This is a genomic window from Nocardiopsis sp. JB363, from assembly GCF_900143625.1.
Taxonomy (GTDB): Bacteria; Actinomycetota; Actinomycetes; order Streptosporangiales; family Streptosporangiaceae; genus Nocardiopsis.
The window spans coordinates 22,831-46,566 of sequence record NZ_FRFF01000001.1; the positions used below are offsets into that span (position 1 = coordinate 22,831).

At 69.9% G+C, this 23,736-nt stretch carries 22 protein-coding genes; 16 read left to right on the plus strand and 6 right to left on the minus strand.

The window, feature by feature from the left end; all coding sequences use genetic code 11:
* Positions 1 to 2 precede the first annotated feature (2 nt).
* On the plus strand, positions 3 to 845 hold the full coding sequence (locus tag BQ8420_RS00120; protein WP_087095754.1) for an alpha/beta fold hydrolase: 843 nt from the start codon (positions 3 to 5) through the stop codon (positions 843 to 845).
* Positions 846 to 854: 9 nt separating this feature from the next.
* Here the strand turns inward: BQ8420_RS00120 and BQ8420_RS32135 are convergent, their stop codons facing one another.
* Positions 855 to 1,169, minus strand: coding sequence for a hypothetical protein (locus BQ8420_RS32135; protein WP_200815726.1), 315 nt, complete (start codon positions 1,167 to 1,169; stop codon positions 855 to 857).
* Between the two features lie 58 nt (positions 1,170 to 1,227).
* Positions 1,228 to 3,051: a PQQ-binding-like beta-propeller repeat protein gene (locus BQ8420_RS00130; protein WP_087095726.1), complete on the minus strand. Its 1,824-nt coding sequence runs from the start codon at positions 3,049 to 3,051 to the stop codon at positions 1,228 to 1,230.
* A gap of 146 nt (positions 3,052 to 3,197) precedes the next feature.
* On the opposite strand from BQ8420_RS00130, the gene BQ8420_RS00135 reads away from it, so the two are divergent.
* On the plus strand, positions 3,198 to 4,139 hold the full coding sequence (locus BQ8420_RS00135; protein WP_087095727.1) for an MBL fold metallo-hydrolase: 942 nt from the start codon (positions 3,198 to 3,200) through the stop codon (positions 4,137 to 4,139).
* 12 nt (positions 4,140 to 4,151) lie between these two features.
* Here BQ8420_RS00135 and BQ8420_RS00140 read toward each other — a convergent pair whose 3' ends face one another.
* The gene (locus tag BQ8420_RS00140) at positions 4,152 to 4,943 is read right to left on the minus strand and encodes a class I SAM-dependent methyltransferase (RefSeq protein ID WP_087095755.1); all 792 of its coding nucleotides are present in this window, start codon (positions 4,941 to 4,943) and stop codon (positions 4,152 to 4,154) included.
* 275 nt (positions 4,944 to 5,218) lie between these two features.
* On the opposite strand from BQ8420_RS00140, the gene BQ8420_RS00145 reads away from it, so the two are divergent.
* The 5 genes from BQ8420_RS00145 to BQ8420_RS00165 all read left to right on the plus strand — a co-directional run bounded on the left by BQ8420_RS00145 (position 5,219) and on the right by BQ8420_RS00165 (position 13,186).
* Positions 5,219 to 5,824, plus strand: a complete 606-nt coding sequence (locus BQ8420_RS00145) for a hypothetical protein (protein ID WP_087095728.1) — start codon at positions 5,219 to 5,221, stop codon at positions 5,822 to 5,824.
* Entirely contained in the window at positions 5,821 to 6,987 is a 1,167-nt protein-coding gene (locus BQ8420_RS00150; RefSeq protein WP_087095729.1) for a PrsW family intramembrane metalloprotease, read from the plus strand. Before BQ8420_RS00145 ends, BQ8420_RS00150 begins: the two co-directional genes overlap by 4 nt.
* Before the next feature lie 276 nt (positions 6,988 to 7,263).
* Positions 7,264 to 11,151, plus strand: coding sequence for an FxSxx-COOH system tetratricopeptide repeat protein (gene fxsT, locus BQ8420_RS00155; protein WP_160049256.1), 3,888 nt, complete (start codon positions 7,264 to 7,266; stop codon positions 11,149 to 11,151).
* Positions 11,152 to 11,219: 68 nt separating this feature from the next.
* Positions 11,220 to 12,104 carry a hypothetical protein gene (locus BQ8420_RS00160; protein ID WP_087095731.1) on the plus strand — a complete coding sequence of 295 codons (885 nt, stop codon included), beginning with the start codon at positions 11,220 to 11,222 and terminating at the stop codon, positions 12,102 to 12,104.
* Positions 12,101 to 13,186, plus strand: coding sequence for a hypothetical protein (locus BQ8420_RS00165; RefSeq protein WP_087095732.1), 1,086 nt, complete (start codon positions 12,101 to 12,103; stop codon positions 13,184 to 13,186). The genes BQ8420_RS00160 and BQ8420_RS00165 overlap by 4 nt, the downstream gene beginning before the upstream one ends.
* A 29-nt stretch (positions 13,187 to 13,215) precedes the next feature.
* Here the strand turns inward: BQ8420_RS00165 and BQ8420_RS00170 are convergent, their stop codons facing one another.
* Positions 13,216 to 13,734: a PaaI family thioesterase gene (locus BQ8420_RS00170; protein ID WP_087095733.1), complete on the minus strand. Its 519-nt coding sequence runs from the start codon at positions 13,732 to 13,734 to the stop codon at positions 13,216 to 13,218.
* Positions 13,735 to 13,796: 62 nt separating this feature from the next.
* On the opposite strand from BQ8420_RS00170, the gene BQ8420_RS00175 reads away from it, so the two are divergent.
* Genes BQ8420_RS00175 through BQ8420_RS00185 form a run of 3 tightly spaced genes read left to right on the plus strand, consistent with a single transcriptional unit; the run spans position 13,797 to position 15,528 of the window.
* On the plus strand, positions 13,797 to 14,285 hold the full coding sequence (locus BQ8420_RS00175; protein ID WP_087095734.1) for a helix-turn-helix domain-containing protein: 489 nt from the start codon (positions 13,797 to 13,799) through the stop codon (positions 14,283 to 14,285).
* 38 nt (positions 14,286 to 14,323) lie between these two features.
* The gene (locus tag BQ8420_RS00180; protein ID WP_143847033.1) at positions 14,324 to 14,536 is read left to right on the plus strand and encodes a TOPRIM nucleotidyl transferase/hydrolase domain-containing protein; all 213 of its coding nucleotides are present in this window, start codon (positions 14,324 to 14,326) and stop codon (positions 14,534 to 14,536) included.
* Positions 14,537 to 14,574: 38 nt separating this feature from the next.
* Complete coding sequence (locus BQ8420_RS00185) at positions 14,575 to 15,528, plus strand: FkbM family methyltransferase (protein ID WP_087095736.1); 954 nt, start codon at positions 14,575 to 14,577, stop codon at positions 15,526 to 15,528.
* 51 nt (positions 15,529 to 15,579) lie between these two features.
* On the opposite strand, the gene BQ8420_RS00190 is transcribed toward BQ8420_RS00185, so the two are convergent.
* Both BQ8420_RS00190 and BQ8420_RS00195 read right to left on the minus strand, forming a co-directional pair.
* Entirely contained in the window at positions 15,580 to 16,599 is a 1,020-nt protein-coding gene (locus tag BQ8420_RS00190) for an SMP-30/gluconolactonase/LRE family protein (RefSeq protein WP_087095737.1), read from the minus strand.
* Complete coding sequence (locus tag BQ8420_RS00195; protein WP_087095738.1) at positions 16,596 to 18,428, minus strand: NAD(P)/FAD-dependent oxidoreductase; 1,833 nt, start codon at positions 18,426 to 18,428, stop codon at positions 16,596 to 16,598. The genes BQ8420_RS00190 and BQ8420_RS00195 overlap by 4 nt, the downstream gene beginning before the upstream one ends.
* Positions 18,429 to 18,617: 189 nt before the next feature.
* Between BQ8420_RS00195 and BQ8420_RS00200 the strand changes: the two genes are divergently transcribed.
* The 6 genes from BQ8420_RS00200 (at position 18,618) to BQ8420_RS00225 (ending at position 23,540) form a co-directional block, all read left to right on the plus strand.
* Positions 18,618 to 19,094, plus strand: a complete 477-nt coding sequence (locus tag BQ8420_RS00200) for a MarR family winged helix-turn-helix transcriptional regulator (protein ID WP_087095739.1) — start codon at positions 18,618 to 18,620, stop codon at positions 19,092 to 19,094.
* A gap of 113 nt (positions 19,095 to 19,207) precedes the next feature.
* Positions 19,208 to 19,888 (plus strand): response regulator transcription factor, encoded by a 681-nt coding sequence (locus tag BQ8420_RS00205; protein WP_087095740.1) that lies wholly within the window; start codon positions 19,208 to 19,210, stop codon positions 19,886 to 19,888.
* 151 nt (positions 19,889 to 20,039) lie between these two features.
* The gene (locus tag BQ8420_RS00210; protein ID WP_087095741.1) at positions 20,040 to 21,281 is read left to right on the plus strand and encodes a cytochrome P450; all 1,242 of its coding nucleotides are present in this window, start codon (positions 20,040 to 20,042) and stop codon (positions 21,279 to 21,281) included.
* A 39-nt stretch (positions 21,282 to 21,320) separates the two neighbouring features.
* A complete protein-coding gene (locus BQ8420_RS00215) occupies positions 21,321 to 21,518 on the plus strand; it encodes a ferredoxin (protein WP_087095742.1) in 198 nt (65 codons plus the stop codon).
* Positions 21,515 to 22,705: an NAD(P)/FAD-dependent oxidoreductase gene (locus tag BQ8420_RS00220; RefSeq protein WP_087095743.1), complete on the plus strand. Its 1,191-nt coding sequence runs from the start codon at positions 21,515 to 21,517 to the stop codon at positions 22,703 to 22,705. The genes BQ8420_RS00215 and BQ8420_RS00220 overlap by 4 nt, the downstream gene beginning before the upstream one ends.
* 1 nt (position 22,706) lies before the next feature.
* Entirely contained in the window at positions 22,707 to 23,540 is an 834-nt protein-coding gene (locus BQ8420_RS00225; protein WP_235005840.1) for an SDR family oxidoreductase, read from the plus strand.
* Positions 23,541 to 23,736: the final 196 nt, after the last annotated feature.

Genomic DNA, 23,736 nt, shown 5'->3' on the forward strand with positions numbered 1-23,736 from the left:
CCATGCCCACATTCGAAGCTCCCGACGGTGCCCGCCTGTCCTACCGGCTGGAGGGCTATGGCGAACCGGTGCTGTGCCTTCCCGGTGGGCCCATGCGCGCCTCCGCCTACCTCGGTGACCTGGGCGGCCTGTCCGCCCACCGCCGGCTCGTCATCCTCGACCTGCGGGGCACCGGCGACTCACAACCCCCCGAGGAGGACGCCGGGTACCGCTGTGACCGACAGGTCGCCGACGTGGAGGCCCTCCGCGTCCATCTGGGGTTGGAGCGGGTGGACGTGCTCGCCCACTCCGCCGCCGGGGACCTGGGGCTGCTGTACGCGCTCGCCCACCCCGACCGGGTGCGCACCCTGGTGCTGGTGACCGCGCGGATGCGGGCCCTGGGGATCGAGTTCACCGGTGAGCACCTCCAAGAGGCCGCCGTCCTGCGTTCCGGTGAACCCTGGTTCGAGGCGGGGATGCGGGGTTACGCCAACCTGTTGAACGGCTCCACCGCCGAAGAGGACTGGGGCGCGGTCATGCCGTTCTTCTACGGGCGCTGGAGCGAACGGGCCCGGGCGCACGCGGCCGCCGGTGTCGAGCAGTCGAACGAACACGCGGCCGCGCTGTTCTCACCACCGGAGGCCTTCGATCCGGAGGTGGGCCGCGCGGCGGTGGCGTCCTGGGGCGTGCCGGTCCTGCTCCTGGCCGGGGAACTGGACGGCGGGCCACGGCCCCGGGTGGCCACGGAAGCGGCGCGGCTGTTCGACGACGCACGCACGGTGGTGCAGCCGGGTGGCGGGCACTTCCCCTGGTTGGACGATCCGGCCTTCTTCAGCGAAGCGGTCGCGGGCTTCCTCGACCGGTGACCCTGAGGATCACTCGGTCTCGGCGGCGTGGATCAGGAGCGGGAGGGCCTCCGTGTTCCCGTCCACCTTGAGCGCGTCGGTGCCGGTCAACAGCACGGTGCCGACCGGACCCACCGGTTCGGCGGGCAGCCCCAGGAAGTAGGTGAGGAACTCGTCCACCCCGTCGGCGGCCATATCGGCGGGCAGCGGCTCGGAGCGGCCGATCGCGTCGAGCCCGTCCCAGGCGTGCACCATGGTCTCCTGGGCCATGCGCCTTGGACGAAGGAACCGTCCTTGCGCGGTGCCGTGCTCGCGCAGGGCGGTGAGGTATCGGGGGGTATCCATGCGGGAAAGCTAGCACCGCCCACCGACATTCCAGGGTCGCTCCAGGTCGAGAGCCGGGTCAGGGCACCAGGCCGGACAGGATGAGGGTCCCGTGCACGGTCGCCAGGGACAGGACCGCCCCCGGCATCGGAAACAGTTCGTGTTCGGGGTCGGCGTCCGGCCCCTCTCCCTGTTCGTTTTCGAGGACTTCGATCCACTCCGCGTCGACGGATTCCTCGCCTGCGGACAGAGAGAGCACCGAGTACCCGGCATCATCGGGCCCGCCCGTGAACGGTGTCAGGAGGGTGCCGTGGTCGAGGGCCACCGCATTCCACTCGTGGTCCCGCAGGTGCCATGAGCGCCGCGCCCCGTCGATCCGGTACGTGTGGGTGGATTCCCCGGACGGGTCGAACCACCGCACTTCGTACGCGGCGTACTTCTCCGTGGATGTCGGCCCCATCCGGATCGAACCGTGGGCATCGATATCCACCACGGACCGAGCGGGTCCCATGGACTGTTCGTCCGGCGGGTCGAGGTCCGCCACCTCCTCCCCGGTCCGGGCATCGATGACCACGGAGGCGCCGATCACGAACATCGTCCGGTCCTCGGGCCCCGACCGATCCACGACCCTGCGCGTTCGTGGGGCATCCGTGTGATCGGCGTCCTCGATGTGCCTCTCCCACCGCCAGACCTCGTCACCGGTGGCGAGGTCGGCCGCCACCATCCTGTGGACCCGCCCCGGATCGGAGCCGAGGTCCGGATGGGACGAGCCGACCATGGGCGCGCACACCATGGAAACGACGAGCGTTTCCCCCACCACCGCGTCGCGGTCCAACGCGTCATGGTCGACGGAACAGGACTCCCCCGCGTCCTGAAGGGATTCCAAGCTCCACAGATCCTCTTGGCCGAGTGTGGACCGGACGACGATCGGCCGGTTTCCGAAACCCCGGTCCTGGTCCAGGTGGATATCCGCCACCGCGGTGCTCAACACCCGGTTCCGATCGAAGAGGTCGCGCGGTTCCTCGACGTGGTCGGGGAGAACACCCCGATCGACGATCTCACCGGTCGCGGTGTCGAACACCATCAGTTCCCATTCATCCATTCCGGGGAGCGTCGTCTTCAGCATGTGGACGTGCTCCCCACCCGCGACCGACCTCAGCCTGGTGAAGGGCCGGTCCGCGCGTCGATAGGACCACAGTTCCTCGCCCGTGGCACCGTCCAGCGCCAGCAGTCCGTCCCCTGTGACCAACACCGGCCCTCGGGAACCTTCGAGGACGTCGTGCCACTCCATGTCTTCGGGCAAGGACCGACTCCATCCCACTCGGGTCACCTCCGAGGGCACCCGATCCGCTTCCCCGGGCTCGGCGACCGTGTGTTCGACCGGTGCCCGCAGGGACAGGACCACGACGGAACCGCAGATGATCGCCAGAGCCAGCACACCGGACGCGAACGAGAGTCCGCCCTTCCATAGAGAACGCCCTCGGGGGCGGCGCCCCACCACGGCGAAGGCCACGAGAAAGGGAACGAGCGCGATCGCGCTTGCCCACTGGAGCGCCGCGGCCACGGACGGACTCCAGCTGTCGGAAAACGCTGCGAAGCCGTCGAAGGGGAACAGGGTGAGCAGAGGCAGTGACAGGGCCGACAACAGGAAGACCGCGACTCCACGCCGTTCTCCTGGTACCTGCTCGGAGGAGGAGCGCCACGCGCGGTACAACGTGAGCCCCACCGCCAAGGCCGCCGATACGAAGACACCGAACCACAACGGCACGAACCCGTCACCCTCGTGGTCGAGCTCGGAGACGACACCCGCGAGCGAAAGGCCGCCGAGGACCACACCCGCCCCCGCCCAGACCACGGTGTCCTCCGAGCGCCACCGGCGGTCCTGACCCTTCGCACTGTCCATTTGTTCCCTCGGTGCCCGTCATATCCACTGTGCCGACGACACGCTAACAGTGCGCGCCCCGTGCACTTGGAGTGATCACCCCCTACGGCCGATGACCGCGCGTTACGCTGCCACATCGACGAACGAGCATCAGCGAAGGGGCGTACATGGGCGAAGCGACGGGCATCGGGCCGGAGTCGGGGGCACTGCACGAGGTCATCGCCGGGGTGTACGCCTGGGTGCAGCCCGACGGCACCTGGTGGGTGAACAACGCGGGCGCCGTCACCGGCACCGAAGGCACGCTGGTGATCGACACCTGCGCCACCGCCACCCGTACCCGCCGTTTCCTGGACGCGCTGGCGACCGCCACCGACGGCGCACCCGTGCCCTGGGCGCTCAACACCCACCAGCACGGCGACCACACCTACGGCAACAGCGTGCTGCCCGACACGACCGTGCTGATCGGGCAGACCAACATGCGCCAGGCCCTGGAGAACGACCCGCTGTTCGAGAACGTCCCACCCGTGTGGAACCCCGTCCCCGACTGGGGCGACGTCACCCGCAGGGTCCCCTCGGTGACCCTGGACCGGGAACTCACCCTGCACCTGGGCGGTCGCCGGGTCGACCTGCACCACCCCGGGTACACCGCGCACACCCCCGGCGACGTGGTGGCCTGGCTGCCGGAGGAGCGGCTGCTGTTCACCGGGGACCTGCTCTTCCACGGGCTGACCCCGCTGGTGTTCATGGGCTCGCTCGACGGGGCTCTGCGCTCACTGGAGTGGGTGCGCTCCTTCTCCCCCGAACACGTCGTGCCCGGGCACGGGCCGGTGTTCGCGGCCCCCGACCTGGACCGGGTCCTGGCCGCGCACGAGCGCTACTACCGGTTCGTGCTGGCCACGGCCGGGGACGCCGTGCGCGAAGGCCGCACCCCGCTGGACGCCGCCCACGCCGCCGACCTGGGCGAGTTCGCCGAATGGGCGGACGCCGAGCGCATCGTGATGAACCTGCACCGCGCCCAGGCCGACCTGACCGGCGAGACGATGGACCTGGAACGGGCCCTGAAGGACGCGGTCGAATGGAACGGCGGCCCGATGCCCACGACCCTGTGAAGTCCTCCCCGCTCACTCCTGAAGGTCGGGCCGGGTCACCCGGATCTTGGACTGTCCGTGTGGGAGCTTCTCCCAGTCGTCCATGAACCGCGCCCGGAGCCCGTGCCGCTCGGCCATGGCGACGAGGGTCTCGGTGCGGTAGTAGAAGTCCTCGCGCAGCACCTGATGCTCGGTACCTTCGGTGCGGTCGAAGGTGAAGTCGAAGAAGCCCCCCGGCGCCAGGATCCGCTCCACGTGGGCCAGGGCCTGCTCGATGACCTCCGGCGGCGAGTGCGAGAAGACGCTGTGCGCGTGGATGACGTCGAAGTGCTTCTCGGGGAGGAAGTCGAAGGTGAGGTCCTGGGTGATGGTCAGGTGCGGGAGCTTGTGCTGCAGACCCCGCTCGGCCAGGACCTTCTTCGCGGACATGAGGATGTCCGGGGAGATGTCGATGCCGTAGTAACCGCCCGGGTCCAGGTGTCCGATGAACCGCCACCCGGCGCGCAGGTTCCCACAACCGATGTCGAGCATGCGGTGTCCGGGCTCCAGACCGTGTCCGCGGAGGTACTCGAACTGCATCCGTCCCAGCGCGAGCCACCGGTCCTCGTTGCGGCTGCCGACGGCGGCCTTGGGGTCGCGGGCCACGTCGGAGGCCATGACGGCGCGGTAGTAGGAGACATGGTCACGGTGGGTCAGGCGCAGGCGCAGGTCGCGCATGGAACGCCGCACGTACGGCCCGACCTTGGCGGGGTTGCGCAGTGCGTAACGAATTCGGTGACCTAGGGAGGAACGGTCCCTGGTGAGGGCGTCGGTGTTCTTCGACATCGGCTCGCTGTGGCCTTCGGGTTCGGGGGTGCTTTCGGGCGATGGCATCCCATCATGTTCCCGTCACCATGCCAAGGGGACGTGCGGCGCGTTCCCAGGGTCGCTCACACGAATTCTCGCGCCGGCCATCTTCGCCGTGGTCACCGCGAGGGTCTCCCCCGGGCCGAAGTTCGGTGAAATCGTCGTAAACGTGTGCCAAGAACCGCTTTCCTCCTCTTCCCGCACGGTCCTTGATGTTTCGCTGGTGAGTACACACAGCGCAGCGAGGGGGCACGATGGTGGAGGAGAGCGAGACGCTTCGGCACGCCAGGCCGCGCGGACCGCGCGGCGGATGGTTCCCCTTGGGGATCGCCGCCGCCGTGGTCGCGGTCCTGGTCGGTGGGTGGACGGCGGTGAACGCCGCCCTGCCCGACAGCACGCCCGTGACGTCCGGGCACAGCATGATGATCGCCACCGGTTCCGGGCACGAGGCGAAGCTGTCCTTCGATGAAGGATGGGAGCTCCACCCGGGCTCCAGCACCGCCGGACAGCAGTACCGGCTCAGCAAGGGGCCGGTGCGGGTGCAGGTCAGCGTGGTCGACCCGCCCGAGAGGACGTCGGAGACCGAACTGTGGGAGGGCATGCGCGAGGTCGTCCGGGTGGGCGACCCCTCCGCCAGTCTCACCGATCCCCGACCGGTCACCTCCGAGTCGGGCGCCGAAGGACTGACCGGGGCCCTGCACAGCAACGAGAGCATCGGCACCGCGACCCTCTTCCCCTCCCCCAACGGAGGGTTCGCCGTGGAGTCCACGGCCACCAGCGGAGAGAGCGGGGCCGATCTCGCCGACGCCGAGAAACTCCTCCAGTCCATCAGGTTCGACCGAACGACAGGAGGGTCATGAGCCACGCACGCCCCGAACCCGAGATCACGTCCCACAAGGGCGCGCGCGTGCCCTCGCCCCGCGACGCGGTTCGGGGCCCCGAGGGCACCGCGGGCACCGAACCGCTGCCCGCCCCGCACGAGGGCCCGTCTCGACCTCAGCGCCTCCCGCGCCTGGTGACCGCGATCGTGTTCGGGCTGTTGTGCCTGGCCGGGTTCGCGATCATGGCCAACGGTCTCCTCGGCTCGGTCCTGGTGTTCTTCGGGGAGGCCGTGCTGTCGGCGCTGATGCTCACCGTGGTCGGCGTCGTCGGTTTCTGGGTGCTGCGCCGGATCCGCCCGGTGCGCTCGCCCTCGGCGACCTTCTCGTTCCTGGCCCTGGTCTGGGGCATGACCGCCGCCGTGGGGCTCGCGCTGGTCGCCAACGACAACCTGTCGGCGATCTGGAACACCCTCGGCGGGTTGTCGTTCGGCGGCGCCTGGGGGGCGGCGTTGACCGCCCCGCTCAACGAGGAGCTGCTCAAGGTCATCGGGGTCGTCCTCATCGCCGTCATCGCACCGCGCGTGGTGCGCGGACCCATGGACGGTTTCGTGATCGGTTCCCTGGTGGGTCTGGGTTTCCAGCTGGTGGAGGACTTCACCTACTCGATGAACGTGATCGCCATGCAGGGCGGCCTCGACGGTACCGCCGCGGTGGTCCAGACGTTCCTGCTGCGGGTGGTGCTCACCGGGCTGGGCTCGCACTGGGCCATGACGGCGGTGGCGGGCACCGCGGTCGGTCTGATGGTCGCGTCGGGGTGGCGGCCCGGTCGCCGTCACGGCCTGCGGGCGGCCTTGCTGCTCCTGACGGCGATCGGCGTGCACTGGTTCTTCGACTCGCCGATCATCGAAGGATTCGTCGGAGTCCTGCTCAAGTCCCTGCTGGCGTTCCTGGCGGCCGTGATCGTCTACTTCGTCGTGCGGCACACCTACCGTTCCCGGGTCCGGCGGGCGCTGGCCGAAGAAGGTGAGGAGTTGGGGATGCGACGTTCGGCCGCGATGTCCCTGGCGAACCGGCGCGGGCGTCGCGGGGAGCTGCGTCATGTGGCGCACCCGGAGCGGCCCGCGGTGGAGCGACGGCAGGAGCGGATGGTGGAGTTCGCCGAGGACCGGGCCTCGGAGTATCGCGTCCCGTTCCGGGAGTGAGCGAACACGGGTGAGGTCCTCGGCACGACGCCGGGGGCCTCCTTCTTTTCTCCACTTTTTTACCGGCGGACAAATAGGGACAACGAGCGTCCCATGCGCATCATGATTCCCATCCCTTTCTTCTTTCCCTTCTCCCAGATCTCGTTCCGATACACCCTGGATTCTCCGGGCGTGAAAAGGGGAACACCCCTACCCCGCCCGAAAAGCCCGGGGGAAAGTGACCGAACACCCTGGCATGCCCGACAAAAAACGGATAAGGGATATCCCGGAGCCACGTTGACCAGTACAGAAAGCGGGGACACGAACTCCAGCAGCAGAATCCTCGTGTTCCATTCGCCCCGGTCCGAAAGCAGCTGCACCACCTCCCTGGCGAATATCGCCTGGAACATCGCCAGTACCGGTCGCAGCGTCCTGCTCGTGGACTTCCACCTGCGCGCCCCGGAACTACGGGAGTACTTCGCACCGCTGTTCACCCTGCGCGGCGAACCCCAACACGGGATCGTCGACATGATCACCGAGATCATGGCTCAGACCCAGGTCCCAGGCACCGACCCGGCCCAGGTGTGCCGGCACGGCACCGAATTGCGTCACCGCGTCGACCGCCTGAGCCGGTGGACCGTCATCCCCGGGGTCCCCGAGGGGGAGATCGGATATCTGGGGCCCGGCGGGCGCGACCCCGAACAGCGGGTCCTGTTGCAGAACATCCACAACGCGCGCTTCGCGACCAGTGCGTCGGCCCGACACTTCCTGCGCGCGCTGCGCACCCACCTGCTCCAGAGCGGCTTCGACTACGTCCTGGTGGACACCGCCCCCGGCAACGGCCTGTTGGGACGCCAGTGCGCCACGCTCCTGGCCGACCAGGTCGTGCTGTGCCTGACCCTGAACCAGAACGCCGTGACCAAGGCCGTCGGAATCGCCGCCGACCTACGGGCCGAGGCGCCCGACGTCCCCGTCCACCCGGTGCTGACCAGGGTCGACCAGGACCTGCCCGACCTGGCCGCCCACCTGGACTCCGCCTACGCCCGATTCGCCCCCTACGTCGAGGTGCCCGAGAACGACCCGTGGCAGTACTGGGGACGGGCCGAGATCCCCTACAAGGCGACCATCGCCGAACGTCGCACCCTGGCGGCCTTCCTGGAACGGACCAGGATGCCCAATTCCCTGTTCCACTCCTATGAGCGCCTGACCTCCCTGCTCACCGACGGCGACATTCCCCGTGGGCGGCACCTGACCCAGGAGCAGACCGAACAGGTCCAGCTGGTCTTCGAGCAGATCCGGCACGGAACGGTCACGTCCGTGGTCCTGGTGGCCGACCCCCGCGACCGGGTATGGGTCGACTGGGTCGGCGCCCAGCTGGAATGGGTCGGCATCAGGGTGGTCCGACCCAGGACCGACCCCGACGCGCCGCCCCCGCACTCGCCCGCCAACAGTGTGGTCACGGTGCTGGTCTCCGCCCACCTGCGCGGCTCCCCCGCGCTGAACGTCCTGGCCCGGCTCCTGGAACGGGCGCCGGACAACGGTGGCAACGGCGCGCACCGGGTGCTCGGCGTGACCATCGGGGAGGGCGCCCCACCCGACGACTTCCCCGAGGCCGAGTGGCTCAACCTGCGTATCCGAGAGGAACGGGACGCCCGCCGCGCGCTCCTGGCCCGGTTCGACCCGGCCTTCGACAGCCGCCGTTCGCTGGGGCCCGAACACGGGCCGCGCTACCCCGGCGAACCCAACCCCGAGCGGATCAACAACGCACCCAGCGGCAACCCGAACTTCAGCGGCCGTGAGGGGCACCTGGAACGGATCCGCGACCTCCTCGGCCAGGGGATGGAGGACAAACCACCGGTGGTGCTGGTGGGCATGCAGGGCAGCGGCAAGTCGGAGATCGTGCGCGAGTTCGTCCGCAGGTTCCGTAGCGACTACGACCTCATCCGGTGGATCTCCGCCGACCGGTCGGAGAAGGTCGAGGCCTCCCTGACAGACCTGGCGGTCGAACTGAATCGCCGTGTCCCCGACGACCCCGACCGGCGGTCGGAGGGTCCGGACGACGTGTTGGAAACGCTGCGTCGGGGCCGACCCGTGCACCGTTGGCTGCTGGTCTACGACAACGCCGGGCCGCCCGGTGACCTGGACGCGCTCATCCCCCATGACAACGGGCACGTCATCGTCACCTCCTATCACCGGGACTGGGAGACCTACGGGCACCGACGCTGCCTCCAGGTCGGTCCCTTCACCGAGGAGGAGGTCGTGGAGCTCTTCGACGACCGGTACCCGGAGCTGGACGCCGCCACCGCGCTCGACCTCTCCCGGCGCCTGGGTCACCTGCCCGCCCTGTTGCACCGGGCCCTGGAGTGGCTGAACTCCGCCCAGCGCCGTGACGACGGGCGCCGGGCGGTGGCCGAGTACGTGCGGCTGCTCGACGAACGCGAACCGTCCGTCACCCAGGGCGAGGGGTCGTTCGAGGAACGGCTGAGCGGCTCCCTGGCCCTGGACGAGATCGAGGGCTACCACCCGGCGAGCCTGTGCCTGATCCGGTTGGTCTCGCACCTGGCCCCGGACGGCATCCCCGAGGACCTGCTGCGCTCGCCCCACGCGGCCGCCGAGTACGGCGACGCCGACCCCCGGTACCGCAGCGGGCTGATCAACTTCAACCACATCCATTACCAGCTCACCCGGGTGCTGTTGCTCAACCACGACCGGCACCTGAAGACCTTCTCGGTGCACCCGGCCGTACAGGCGGTGGTCCGCGACCGCATCCCCGAGGACGAACGCCCCCGGTTCCGGGAGGCGGCGCGTCTGCTCCTGGCCGCCTACGCGCCGCACGACGAGGAGGCCGACGACACCCGGCACGACCACCGGTACGAACACCTGCGCTGGCAGATCGCCCCCTCCGGCGCCGACCAGAGCGCCCACGACGAGGTGCGTCGCTGGCTCGTCAACCAGGTGCGCTACCACTACCGGCACAGCGAATTCGCGGTCGCGCTGCGCCTGGGCGCCCCGCTGCTGGAGGGCTGGACCGAGTCCTTCGGCGAACGCGACCAGCTCCGGCTCCGGTTGGCCACCCAACTGGCCAACGTCCACCGGTCCCGTGGCGAGCACCGAGCGGCGGACCGACTGAACAGCCGGACCCTCGACCTCCAGTTGGACGTCCTGGGCGAGGCGCACCCGTTCACCCTCCTGACCCGACGCGGGATGGGTGCGGACCTACGCGCGCTCGGCCGGTTCCAGGAGGCCCTGGTCCACGACCGCAAGACCTACGACGCCTACCTCGACGACCGAGGGCCCGACCACCAGCACACCCTGCTGGCCAAGCACAACCTGGCGCTGTCGCTGACCGCGGCCGGTGAGTACGGACCGGCCCTGGAGAGCGCCGCCCAGGCGTTCCGCAGCGCGCGCGAGCTGCTGTCCCAGGGGCACCCGCACACCTGGATCCTGTCCTCGGCCGCAGCGACCTACCGCCGGCGGATGGGCGAGTACGTGATCGCCCAACGCCAGATCCAGCAGGCCGCCCACCTGCTGCGCCGCACCGTCGGGGAACTGTCGTCGCACACCCTGCACGCCCGCAAGGAGCTCGCGGTCACCGAGCGCCTGGTCGGCGAACCCGAACAGGCGCTGCGTCGGATCGTTCGGACCAGGGAACTGCACCTGAACGAGTACGGCGAGGACCACCCGCGCAGTCTGGCGATGGGTCTGGAACTGGCCGCCTGTCTGGCCGCGTGCCTGGCCGCCGACGACCGTTTCGCCCAGGCCCGGCGGCAGGCCGAGGCCTGCGTGGACGGGTACGAACGGACCTTCGGTGAGCGGCACCCGTTCACGCTCGTGGCCCGGTCCAACCTGGCGGCCTACGCCTGCCGGGCCGGCGAGGTCGACCACGCCGTCGAACAGGCGCGGCTGGCGCACGAGGGCCTGACCGAGGACGACCAGGTGGGGCCGCTGCACCCCCTCACCCTGGGCGCGGCCGTCAACCGGGCCAACACCCTGGTGGCCGCGGGCGAGATCACCGAGGCGGTCGCGTTGGACGTGCGCACCCAGGAGGCCCTGCGCGAGTGCTTCGGCCCCCAGCACCCGCACACCGAGATCGCCTTCGCCAACTACCTCAACAGCTCCGCCCGGCACACCGGTGACCCGTTCAGCGCACGTGCCCACATCGACCTGGAGGTGCCGGAGATCTGAGTACGCAAGACGAACGTCCCGGCACCTTCTTCACCAGTTACGGCGGCCGTGAGGCGGACCGAGAGGAGGTGCTGCGTTTCCACAGTGACCTGGAGCGGACCGTGCGGCTGCACGCCGACGACCACGTCGTGGGCGTGAGCGGCCCCTATCTGGAGGAGGGCGGGGAGTGGCGGCCGGAGCTGCTGTGGCACTGCGGGACCGTCGCCACGATGGTGGTGCTCTTGAGCGACCCCCAACTCGACAGTGAGTGGTGCGCGCGGGAATGGGGCGTGTTCGAGGAGCGCCTGCGCCGGTTCCGACCAAACGGAGGGGCGCCCCACCCGCTGCTTCCGTTGGTCTGGCGTCCGTTGAAAGTCCCGCTACCACGCGCGGTCCGCAAGCGGCAGCGGCTGGACTGGGTGGAGCCGGTCGGGCACGCCGACCGAGGTGTTCTGGACCTGATGTACACCTCTCCTGACGACTACCGGGCCCTGTGTTTCCGGGTCGGCGGTCTGGTGGCTCGTGCGGCGGCCACTCCCCTGCCGCCCCTGTCGACGAGCGAGGCCGAGTCGGTAGAGCCGGCGTGGAAGGTGCGGGCGCGGGCCGACGGCGCCGCCAGGAAGGAGGACTTCACGGCGGGGCTCGACCACTCGGCCCCATGGGAGACCCGTGTGGCGCACGTCCTCTCCCGTGTCCCCGCCTTGGACGAGGAACACCTGTGGCGGGCCTTCCTGAGCAGGCTCGGGGAGCTGCGCGGCGGTCGCGCCCAGAACCCCCTCCTGTGGCCGGTCACCGAACCGGCGTTCGAACGCGCGAGCCGACTCGTGGAGCACCTCTCGCACCAACATCACGCCTCGGACACCATCGCCTGGCTCTCCCTGGCGGTGCGCGAGACCACCGGCGTCGACGGTGCCGCGGACGCCCTGGCGCTCCTGATCCCCGACCCGGACACGGAAGGGAGCCTCGACCCTTGAACCCGCCCTCCCCCGACGCCGTCTCCGCCACGGACAGTCGTCCCCGGATCGCCGTGGTGGGCAGCCTGGACGCACGGCGCGAGTACGACCCGCCGCTGCGCGACCTCGACCGGGCCCGAGCCGCCTGCCACGAACTGGGCCGCGCGCTCGCCCTGGCCTCCTACGACCTGGTGGTGTTCTCCGACCGCGACCACTACGCGGAGACCCTGGTGGTGCGCGGATACGCGGCGGTGGCCACCCGGAAAGGGCGGGTGGAGGCCCACCGCGCCCGGCACCAGGAGTACACGCCGGAGCTGCCCGAGGGGGCGTCGGTACGGATCACGACGGTGCGCGACATCGGTGATGAGTGGGAGGTCCCCTTTTACCGGACCCTGTTGGCGGCGGACGGGATCGTCCTGGTCGGCGGCGGCCGATCGACCCGGGTGGCGGGCATCCTGGCGTTGGCGCAGGGCATCCCGGTGACCCCCCTCGCCGCCTTCGGTGGCGCCGCCGAACAGGTGCGCGTCGACATGGCCCGTTCGGAGCACCACGCCACCGCCGAGCACGTGCAGGTTCTGGGCGAGTCCTGGTCCGCCGAGTCCGCGCGACGCGTCACCGGGTTGCTGCGCGCGCAGATGGAGCGTCGGGTCGAGAGCCGGCGGCGAGAGCGACGTTCGCGGCGCCTGGACCGATGGGCCGAGTCGGGTGGGCTCGTCGCGGCGATCCTGCTGCTGCTCGTCGCGCTCGCCGCGATCGTGCTCGTCCCCGGGCCCGGACCCGGACCGGCCGGGACCGCCACCCTGGCGCTGTTGCTCGGGGCGCCGATGTGCGCGGCGGTCTCCGGCGCGCTGATCCGCGACTCCTTCGGGGTCTCTCCCTCGGCGTTGCGTGCCTGTGCCCGCGGGTTGGGCGCGGGGGCCGTGGCGGTCCTGACCTACGTGGCGGCGCAGTTGCTGACCGCTCCGGAGCTGTTGGAGGGGCTGGACGCGCGGCGACTGCTGTTCTTCGTGGTGCCGATGGGGTTCACCGCGGGCTTCACCTTCGACCTGGTCTTCGAGCGGCTGCGTCGCGGCGACCCGAAGGGAACCACGTCGCCGCCCTGACCCACGGGGAGGGCCTCGGTCGGATTCGGTCAGATCTCGAAGACCAGGCAGGTGGAGGAGGCGGTGGCGACCACCTTGTCGGCGGCGTCGCGGATCTCGCCCTCGGCGAAGGCGACCCGGCGGCCGGGCTTGGTGACCCACCCGCGGGTGTACAGCGGAGCGCCGACGAACACCGGGCGCAGGTAGCTGACCTTGATCTCCACCGAGGTGTAGCCCATTCCGGCGGGCAGGGTGCTCTGCACGGCACAGCCCACGGCCGAGTCCAGCAGGGTGCACATCATGCCGCCGTGCACCGCGCCCATGGGGTTACAGGCGGACTCGTCGGGGGTGCCCTCGAAGCGGACCTCGCCCTGGGAGACCGCGCTCAACCGGAAGTCCATGAGGTGGCCGATCGGGGCGAAGGGGATCTCGCCGCGCATCCCCGCCTCCAGGTGTTCCAGGCCGCTGAGCCCTTCACGTCCCCCGACGGTGACTTTGGGGTCGTACCAGGTGACGGTCTTGCTGCGGGGTTCGCCCCAGGATTCGGGGACGCTGTCGTGAGTCTGCATGGGGCACACGCTACATGGTGAGTTTGGTTTTCAAACTAACGGCCCCGTGCCATCCTGGGAACATGTCGCGACGACCGCCCGCCATCACCGTCCCGGGTCGCCCCTGCCCGGCGGCGGCGACCCTGCAGATCGTCGGTGAGCGCTGGTCCCTGCTCGTGGTCCGCGAGCTGCTGTTCGGGGTGCACCGCTTCGACCCGATCGCCCGCAACACCGGGGCGCCCCGCGATCGGCTCACCGCCCGGTTGCGCTCCCTGGAGGAGACCGGCATCGTCGAACGCCGCACCTACCAGCAGCGCCCGCCACGGCACGAATACCACCTGACCGAGGCCGGTCGCGACCTGGCCCCGGTGGTGTTCGCCCTGTTCGGCTGGGGCGACCGGTGGTTGTTCGACGAATCACCGGCCACACTGCACCACCGCGCCGCCGACGGCCACGAGCACGTCCTACCCCTGGACGCCCCGCGGCACTGCCCGACCTGCGACGAACCCCTGCGCCCCGAGGACGTCGTCCCCCGTCGCAACCTCCCCGCCCAGGCGACCGAACAGGCCTGAACGGGCGCGCCCGGCCGCACCCTTCGTAGAGTGCGGGGATGGGACCACTCCACCGAGCGCGGACCGTGATCCTCGTCGAGGGCGACAGCGACGAGGCGGCCCTGGCGTCGCTCGCCGAGCGACGCGGCCTGGATCCGACCGCACGGGGCACCGTCATCCTGTCCATGGGCGGGGACGCCCCGGCCCTCGTGGAGGCGCTGTCGGCGACGAATATCCCCGAACCACTCGACAGAACCCTCGACCACGCGTAATGTCCGCACCACCACCCACAGTGACCTCTGGGAAAACCATGCCGACGCTACGCCGCCGCCTGCTCGACCTGTTGCGCCGCCGGGTCAACGTGCACGACCTCGGCCCGGGGGCCGCCGTGCTCGAACGCCGCGGCGACTACCGGGTCACCCCGGCCGGACCACGCACCTGGCTGGTCACCCGTGGCGAGAGCGACCACCGCCCCATCGTTCCGCCCCAGGGCTGGACCCGAACGCCGTTGGGGCCGGGCGCGGAACTGCTCGCCCGCGAGTCCATGAGCGACGCCGACGAGCTCGCCCTGCACAAGCGGGCGCAGAACCACCTGGGCGCCCGCCACGTGGCCTCGGTGCTGCGCCACTACCGGGTCGACTGTGTCTTCGACGTGGGCGCCAACATCGGCCAGTACGGCCGCGGCCTGCGCGAACAGGGCTACCGTGGCCGGATCGTCTCCTTCGAACCGGTCCCCGACATGGCGGAGAAGCTGCGCGCCGTGGCCGCCGAGGACCCCGACTGGCACGTCCACGAGATGGCGCTGGGCCGTGAGGACGGCACCGCGGAGATCAACGTCGTGCCGGGGTCGATGAGTTCGCTGCTGGGCGCCAGCGAGTTCGGCAACACCCGGTACAAGCGGTTCCAGAAGACGCGCACCGAGACGATCACGCTGGGACGCCTGGACGGCCTCATGGACGAGGCGCTCGCCGGGTTGGAGAACCCGCGCCCCTACCTGAAGATGGACACCCAGGGCTTCGACCTGGAGGCCTACGCCGGCGCGGGCAAGCGGATCACGGAGTTCGTGGGCTTGCAGTCCGAGGTGGCCCTGATGCAGATCTACGAGGGCATGCCCCGCATGGCCGAGGCCATCGCCGTGTACGAGGCGGACGGTTTCGAGGTGACCGGCATGTACCCGGTGACCCGCGAGGAGAGCACCGGTCGCGTGCTGGAGTTCGACTGCGTCATGGTCCGCGCCGAAGCCCTCTCCCCGACCACTCCCTGACCCGGTAACGCTGGCAGGGAAGTCGGGCGTTACCGGATCGAGGGGCGTGGATCAGCCGCCGTTGGACTGGCGAATCCCCTCGGCGAGCGCGTCGAAGGCGTAGACGAACCCGCCGTCCTCACCGCTCACCGTCATGTAGGCGTCGGTCGTGCCGGGGGCGATGGCGACGTTGGTGGCCGTGTCCAGTCCGGAGGCCGCGTCCTCGGGAACGTTCACCGTCGTCAGGTGTTCGCCGGTCGAGGAGTAGACGAAGATCCGGGGCTGCCCGTGGACCGCCTGGTAGAGGTTGCCGTCGGCATCCACCGCGATGGAGTCGATCCGGCTGGTGCCACCATCGAAGTGGATGGCCGCGTGCGAGGTCAGCACCTCCGTGCCGTCCTCGTTCAGCGCGTAGTGGTCGACCCGGTTGGCCCCGTACAACCCCACCCACAGACCCGAGTAGTCCGGGGTGAAGGCGATCCCGTTGGGCGCGGGCAGGTCTTCGGCCAACACGGTCGCCTCCGCCGTCTCCCCGTCGATCCTGACCACCCTGCCCTGTTCCTCCCAGGCGGGGGCGTCGAAGCCGGCGGAGTCGCTGACGTACATGTTCCCGGCCTCGTCGAAGGTGAGGTCGTCCGGGTTCATCGGGCTTCCGTCGACGTCACCGGAGAAGAAGACCTCGGGGTCCTCCCCTTCCGCGGTGATGGAGACGATCTTCCCGCCGGCGAAGTCGGTCAGGTACAGGCGGTCGTCGAGCGGGCTGAACTGGGCGGAGGTGTAGGCGCCGGTGTCGTCGGTGAACACCGTGGACACCTCCTCGGTCTCGGTGTCCACCCGCAGCACCTTGGGCTCCCCCGCGGGCGTGGGGACGTCGACGACGAGCAGATCTCCGTCGGGGCCGAAGACCGGACCTTCCAGCAGTGTCATGCCGGTCTCCTCGTGCACCGAGGTCACCTGGGTGAGGAGTTCGGCCGTGAGTTCGCCCTCCTGCGCGCCCTCCTGCTCGGTCCGCTCCGGTTCCGGGTCCGAGCACCCCGCCGCCACTCCCACGAGGAGGAGCGCCGCGAACGCACGGGTCGTGGTCGCCCTCATCTGTCGCTCACCGCCGTCCGCTGGACCAGGACCTCGTCCATGCGGGTGTCCCTCCACTCACGCAGGATCCGGTGGAACGCCACCGGACCCGGGCCGTAGGAGTTGCTCCCGCCCGTGGCGGTGCCCTCACGGTTGTAGTAGCCGGGCGTGCACTGGGCCTGGAAGTCGGAGTTGTCGTGGGCGCTCTCGCGCACCGTCCGCACCCACTCCTCGGTCGCCTCTTCGGAGGGTTCGACCACCTCGGCCCCGGTCTTGCCCGCCTGCTCGATGACGGCGGCGATGTGCTCGGCCTGCTCCAGCAGGATGTGCGCGAAGTTGACCGAGTTGGCGTTCTGCATCGACCCGAGGTGGAAGAGGTTGGGGAACCCGGGGCTGTAGAAACCGTGCAGGGTCTTGGGTCCACGGCTCCACGAGGCGAGGAGCTCCTGCCCGTCCCTGCCCCGCACCGGCAGGGCTCCGGACAGCACCCCGGAGATACCCACCTCGAACCCGGTGGCGAAGACGACGCAGTCGACCTCGTACTCGGTGTCGCCGACCACGATCGCGTCCTCGGTCACGCGGGTGATGCCGCCGTGGTCGGCGGTGTCCACGAGGGTGACGTCGGGCCGGTTGAACGTCTGGAGGTAGTGGTCGCTGAAGCAGGGACGCTTGCACATGTACCGGTACCAGGGCTTGAGCCTTTCGGCCGTGGCCGGGTCCTGGACGACCTCGTCGACGCGGGTACGGATCCGGTTCATCGTCCGCGCGTCGGCGATCTCGTCGAGGCGCTCGCGCTCCTCCGCCGAGACGGAGGTGTCCAGCGCACCGGTGATCATCTTGCGCTGGAGTCTGGCCGTGGCGGTCCAGCCGTCCTTGGTGAGGTCGGTCTCGACCGGTTCACCGGAGATGATCGAGAGGAAGTTCTCCATGCGCTCGCGCTGCCAGCCGGGCTCCAGGGACCCCGACCACTCCGGGTCGGTGGGGCGGTTGTCGCGTACGTCCACCGAGGAGGGGGTGCGCTGGAAGACGTACAGGTGCTCGGCGTCGCGGCCCAAATGCGGGATGACCTGCACGCCGGTCGCTCCGGTTCCGACGACCGCGACCTTCTTGTCGGCGAGGCCGACGAGACCGCCGTCCGCGTCTCCTCCGGTGTAGCCGTAGTCCCAGCGGCTGGTGTGGAAGGTGTGGCCGCGGAAGTTCTCGATCCCCGGGATCCCGGGGAGTTTGGGGCGGCTGAGGGTCCCGGAGGAGGTGATGACGTAGCGGGCGCGCATGTGGTCGCCCCGGTCGGTCGCCACCTCCCACACGCCTTCGTCCTCGTTCCAGTCCATCGAGGTCGCGCGGGTGTGGAAGAGCGCGTCGCGGTACAGGCCGAAGGTCTCGGCGATGGCGACCGCGTGCCGGCGGATCTCCTCGCCGGGGGCGTAGCGCCACTTCGGGACGTACCCGACCTCCTCCAGCAGGGGTATGTAGGAGTAGGACTCGATGTCGCAGTGGATGCCGGGGTAGCGGTTCCAGTACCAGGTGCCGCCGAAGTCGCCGGCCTCGTCCATCATCCGGATCGACTCCACACCGACCTGCCGTAGCCGGGCACCGGTGGTGAGGCCACCGAAGCCGCCGCCGATCACGAGCACGTCCACCGTGTCGTTCAGGGGCTCGCGTTCGGTGCGGGGGGTGTAGGGGTCGGTGGCGTAGTAGCCGAAGTCGCCCGTGGTGGAGCGGTACTGGGCCGTTCCGTCGGGTCGGATCCGGCGGTCCCGTTCCCGGGCGTACCGTTCCCGGAGAGATTCCAGTTCGACGTCCTCGGCAGGGGTTTCCTGGCTCTGCGTCGCGTCGGAGGGTGCGCTCATGGCCGTCCTCATTCGATGGTCGACGTGTCACCGTGGGTGCGCGAACACGTCGCCGATGGCGCATGTGCCGCAGGGATGTGTCACTCACTGTCACTACGTGTCGAGTATCTGTGCGCGACGAAGGTTAGCATGGCACTAAGCATTTTCGGCACGGGACGGTGGAAGCACCGATCGCCCTATCATTGCGACATGCCGCACGAGGGTGTTGAACAGGACGAACACGAGCGGGACCACCTCCTGCGCGAGATCGAGCGCCTGAACGGACAGATGGAGGAGGCCGTACTGGCCGCGCTCCTCCAGTACCTGATCCGCATGAACCTGACCATTCCGCAGCTTCGGGTGCTGATGCTTCTGGTCACCTCCGAGAAGGGTGCGACGGGCAGGGACCTGGCCGCCGCCTTCGACGTATCGATGGCGTCGATGTCGACCATGCTCGACCGACTCGTGTCCCAGGGCGTGGCCGCGCGCACCCTGGACCCCGACGACCACCGGGTCCGCCGCGTGCACGCCACCCCCCTGGGCACGTCGGTCACGCGCCGCCTGCTGGTGACCCGACCCTTCCGCTCCGACATCCTCGCCCACCTGCGGGTCGAGGACCTGCGCGCGCTGGAACAGGGGTTCCGGGCGGTCAGCGAACAGATCACGCGGATGGACGGTAAGGAATGACGACCCGATCGGGCACCCGCGACCGTATGTGACCGCACCGGAACTCGGCGCTCGCTATGGTTCGTTCAGTCCCTGAACCATCCTTCCCGAATCTCCTCACGCGGGGGCGGTACATGCGCCGTGGCAACGGTGAGCACATCCTTGTGGTCGCGTGCGACCCGGAGGTCGTGGACATCCTGTGCCCGACACTCGAACTGGCCGGATACCGGGTGGACGTCACCGACACCGGTGAAGCCGCCATCGACCGCATGGGGCGCGGCGGCCTGCACCTCGTCCTCGTCGACACGACGCTCCCCGACCTCTCGGAGATCCCACGTCGACGCCGTGGTGTCGACGGCCCGCCGGTGCTGTTCCTGGTGACCGGCGACTACCTCGACGCCGTCCTGCCCGAGGTCGGTCTGAGCGGCGAGGACTACATCGCCAAACCCGTCCAGATCACCGAGCTCCTCGCGCGGGTGTGGCTGCTGATCCGAGGACGGAGCGCGGGGCGCTCCGAACCCCTGCTCCGCTACGGGGACCTGGCTCTGGACGACACCTCGTGTCGGGCCCGCAGAGGAGAACGGGAACTGGACCTGACCTCCGCCGAGTACCGACTGCTGCGCTACCTCCTGGTCAACTCCGGCAGGGTGCTGTCCAAGGAGCACATCGCCGATCACCTCTGGGGCGAACTCCGCGGGGACAACGCGATCGAACGGCTCGTCTCGCGACTGCGCCGCAAGGTGGAGGGGGGCGGGCCGAACCTGATCCGCACCCACCGCGGTTTCGGCTACGCGATGGAGGGCGGGCACCGCTGAACCACGCCTCGCGCGTTCGCGCCCGGATGTGATCCACGCCACGTCAGCTTCCCGTCAGGTTCGTGTCCGCGCGTTGTCAGAACTCCTTGGTTGCCTCTCGATGAGGGTCGTTCCCGCACGACCCGCGTCGAAGAGCGATCAGAGGAGACGCATGACCGACACCGCCACCCCGCAGGGCGACGCGTCCGCGCGATCGGTGACCGAGTACCCGGCGGCCAGGCAGGAGGGTTGTCCCTTCAGCCCCGCCCCGCGACTGCGCGAGCTGACCGAGCAGGAGCCGGTCGCCAAGGTCCGAATCTGGGACGGGAGCACCCCGTGGCTGGTGACCCGGCACGCCGACCAGCGAGCCCTGCTCACCGATCCCCGGCTGAGCATCGACGAGAAACTCCCGAACTACCCGCACATGACCGCGGGCCGGGCCGAGATCGCGCCGCACCTGCCGGAGCTGATCACCAACACCGACGCCCCGGAGCACACCCGGCTGCGTCGCCTGGTCAACCTGCCCTTCACCGTCAAGCGCGTCGAGGCGCTGCGCCCGACCATCCAGCGGCTCCTCGACGGACTGATCGATGACCTGTTGGCCAGCCCCAAACCCGCCGACCTGGTCACCACGATCGGCCTGCCCGTCCCGACCCTGGTCATCACCTCACTCCTCGGTGTGCCCTATGAGGACCACGAGTTCTTCCACCGCCACAGCACCGTCGGGGTCAGCCACACCTCGACCCCCGAGGAGGTCCAGGCCTCCAGCGCCGCTTTGGGTCGGTACCTGGGCAAGCTGCTGGACAAGAAGATGCGGGACCCGGCGGACGACGTGCTCTCGGAGATGGCCGACCACGTCAACGAGGGCCGGATGACCCGTGAGGAGGCCGTGATCATGGGATCGGCCATCCTCATCGCCGGGCACGAGACCAGCGCCAACATGATCTCGCTGGGCACGCTCCTGCTGCTGCGCAACCCGGAACAACTGGAGGTCCTGCGCACCACCGAGGACCCCAAGGTCGTGTCCGGTGCGGTCGAGGAGTTGCTCCGGTACCTGACCATCGTGCACACCGGGATCCGCCGGGTCGCGCTGGAGGACATCGAGGTCGGTGGCCGGGTCATCCCGGCCGGGGACGGCATCATCTTCGAGCTGGCCACCGCGAATTGGGACGCCGAGGCGTTCCCGGAGCCCGATGCCCTCGACCTCTCCCGGCCGGCCCGCAAGCACCACGCCTTCGGTTACGGGGCCCACCAGTGCCTGGGGCAGACGCTCGCGCGCGTCGAACTCCAGGTCGTCTTCGGCACCCTGTACCGGCGCATCCCCACCCTGCGCTTGGCGGTGCCGTTCGAGGAGGTCGACTTCGCCTTCGAGGGCGTGGCCTACGGCCTGCGCTCCCTGCCCGTCACCTGGTGACACAGCCATTTCACGGAACAACGAGAAAGCGAGACCTCCATGCGAGTGGAACTGGACGAGCCCAAGTGCGTGGCGTCGGGGCAGTGCGCCGTGGAAGCACCCGACGTCTTCGACCAACGCGATGAGGACGGGGTCGCGGTCGTGCTCGACCCCACCCCGCCCGATGAGCTGTACGACGAGGTGAGCGAGGCCGTGGCCATCTGCCCGGCGGCCGCGCTGCGCCTGGTGCGGGATTGAACCGCGTCGTCGTGGTCGGGGCCTCGGCGGCGGGGCTGGCCGCCGTGGAGACCCTGCGCCGGGAGGGCTTCGAAGGAGACGTCACCCTCCTCGGGGACGAACCCCACGCACCCTACGACCGGCCACCCTTGTCAAAGCAGATCCTGTCGCGCACGTGGCGGGAGGACCGGCTGCCGCTCCGTTCCGACGAGGACCTGACGGCCCTGGACGTGGACCTGCGGTTGGGCACCGAGGCGGTCGGGGTGGACCCCTCCGCCCGCACCGTGCGGATCGCCTCCGGGGAGGAGATCCCCTACGACGGGCTGATCGTGGCCACCGGGGTTCGGCCGCGCGCGTTGCCCACCGCGCGCGGCCATGTCCTGCGCACCCTCGACGACGCCCTGAACCTGCGCTCCCGACTGGAACCGGGCCGCCACCTGCTGGTGGTCGGCGCGGGGTTCCTCGGTGCCGAGGTCGCCGCCGCGGCACGGGAGATCGGTTGCCGGGTCACCCTGGTCGAACCGGCGCCCGTCCCGCTGGCCCACGCCGTGGGCGAGGCCGTGGGGCGGATGCTCTCGACACTGCACCTGGAGCACGGTGTGGACCTGCGCACCGGGACCGGTGTGGCGGAGGTGACCGACGACGGGGTGCGGCTGGTCGACGGCGAGGTGATCGAGGCCGACGAGGTGCTGGTCTGCGTCGGTTCGGTGCCCAATACGGACTGGTTGGCGGGAAGCGGGCTGCGCTTGGACGACGGCCTCGTGTGCGACGAGTACTGCTCGGCCGCCCCGGGTGTGTACGCGGCGGGCGACGTCGCCCGCTGGCACAACCCGCTCTTCGGCACGTCCATGCGCGTGGAACACCGCACGCACGCGGCCGAGCAGGGCATGGCCGCCGCCCGGAACCTGCTCCGCGGCGCCCAAGGGCGTCCCTTCGCCCCGGTGCCCTACTTCTGGTCCGACCAGTACGACGTGAAGCTCCAGGCGTACGGATACCCGCGCGGTCACGACGAGGTCGCCCTGGTCGAGGGTGACCTCGACGAGCGTCGGTTCGTCGTCGCCTACCGCACCGGAGAACGGTTGTCCGGGGTGATCGCCGCCGGGATTCCGCCCAGGACCCTGCGGTCGTGGCGGCAGGCCATCGCACGAGGCGCGGCCTGGGACGAGGGTCCCCCGACCCCGTCCGCATCGACGAGGAAGGTGGCCTGAGATGTCGCACATGGAGGAACCGGACGAGGTGGTCGTCGTCACCGGGGCCGGAGGCATGGGCGAGGCGATCGCGCGTCGTCTGGGCAACGGTCGCCGGTTGGTGCTCGCCGACTACTCACGGGATCGGTTGGACCAGGTCGTCGCCGCGCTCCGGGAAACGGGGTACAGCGCCAAGGGCGTCCTCACCGACGTCTCCGACCGGTCCTCGGTGGAGGAACTGGCACGCGTGGCGAGGCGGGAGGGCAGGATCGTCTCGATCGTGCACACCGCCGGTGTCTCCGCCGCCACCGCGACGACGGAGGCGATCTTGAAGGTCGACCTGGTCGGCACCGCGCACGTCATCGACGTGTTCGAGACCGTGGCCGCGCGCGGAACGTCGCTGGTCTGCGTGGCCAGCATGGCGGGGCACCACGCCTCGCTGAGCACCGAGGACGAGCACGCGCTGGCCACCGCCCCCGCCGAGGACCTGCTGTCCTTGGACGCGGTGAAGTCGATCGGCGACGGCATCAGCGCCTACATCGTCGCCAAGCGGGCCAACCAGGTCCGTGTCCAGGCGGCGGCCCTGGCATGGAACCGTCGGGGCGCGAGGCTGAACACCATCAGCCCGGGAGTGATCGCCACCCCCATGGCCGCCGCGGAGGCCGAGGCCGCCACGGGTGAGCACATGACGGCGATGGTGCACGCCTGCGGGATCGGCCGGAGCGGCACCCCGGGGGAGATCGCGGAGGCCGCCGCGTTCCTCGCCGGGCCCGACTCCCGGTACATCACCGGAACGGACCTGCTGGTGGACGGAGGCCAGGCGGCCTGGATCCGCCACCACCGCCCCACCGGGTAGGTCCGGAAACGCCAGAGCGAACGCCCCGACACGCCTCGCCGCGCGTCGGGGCGTTCACGTATCTCCTGCCCTACCGCACACGATCCATTTGGGGAAGTAGCGAAAAGGGAAGCAGGACCTCACCGTTTCGGGCATTCACACCTCACCCTTCGTCCGAGAGGGAAGATCCGCGTCCTTTCCACGTCGACGGCCGATA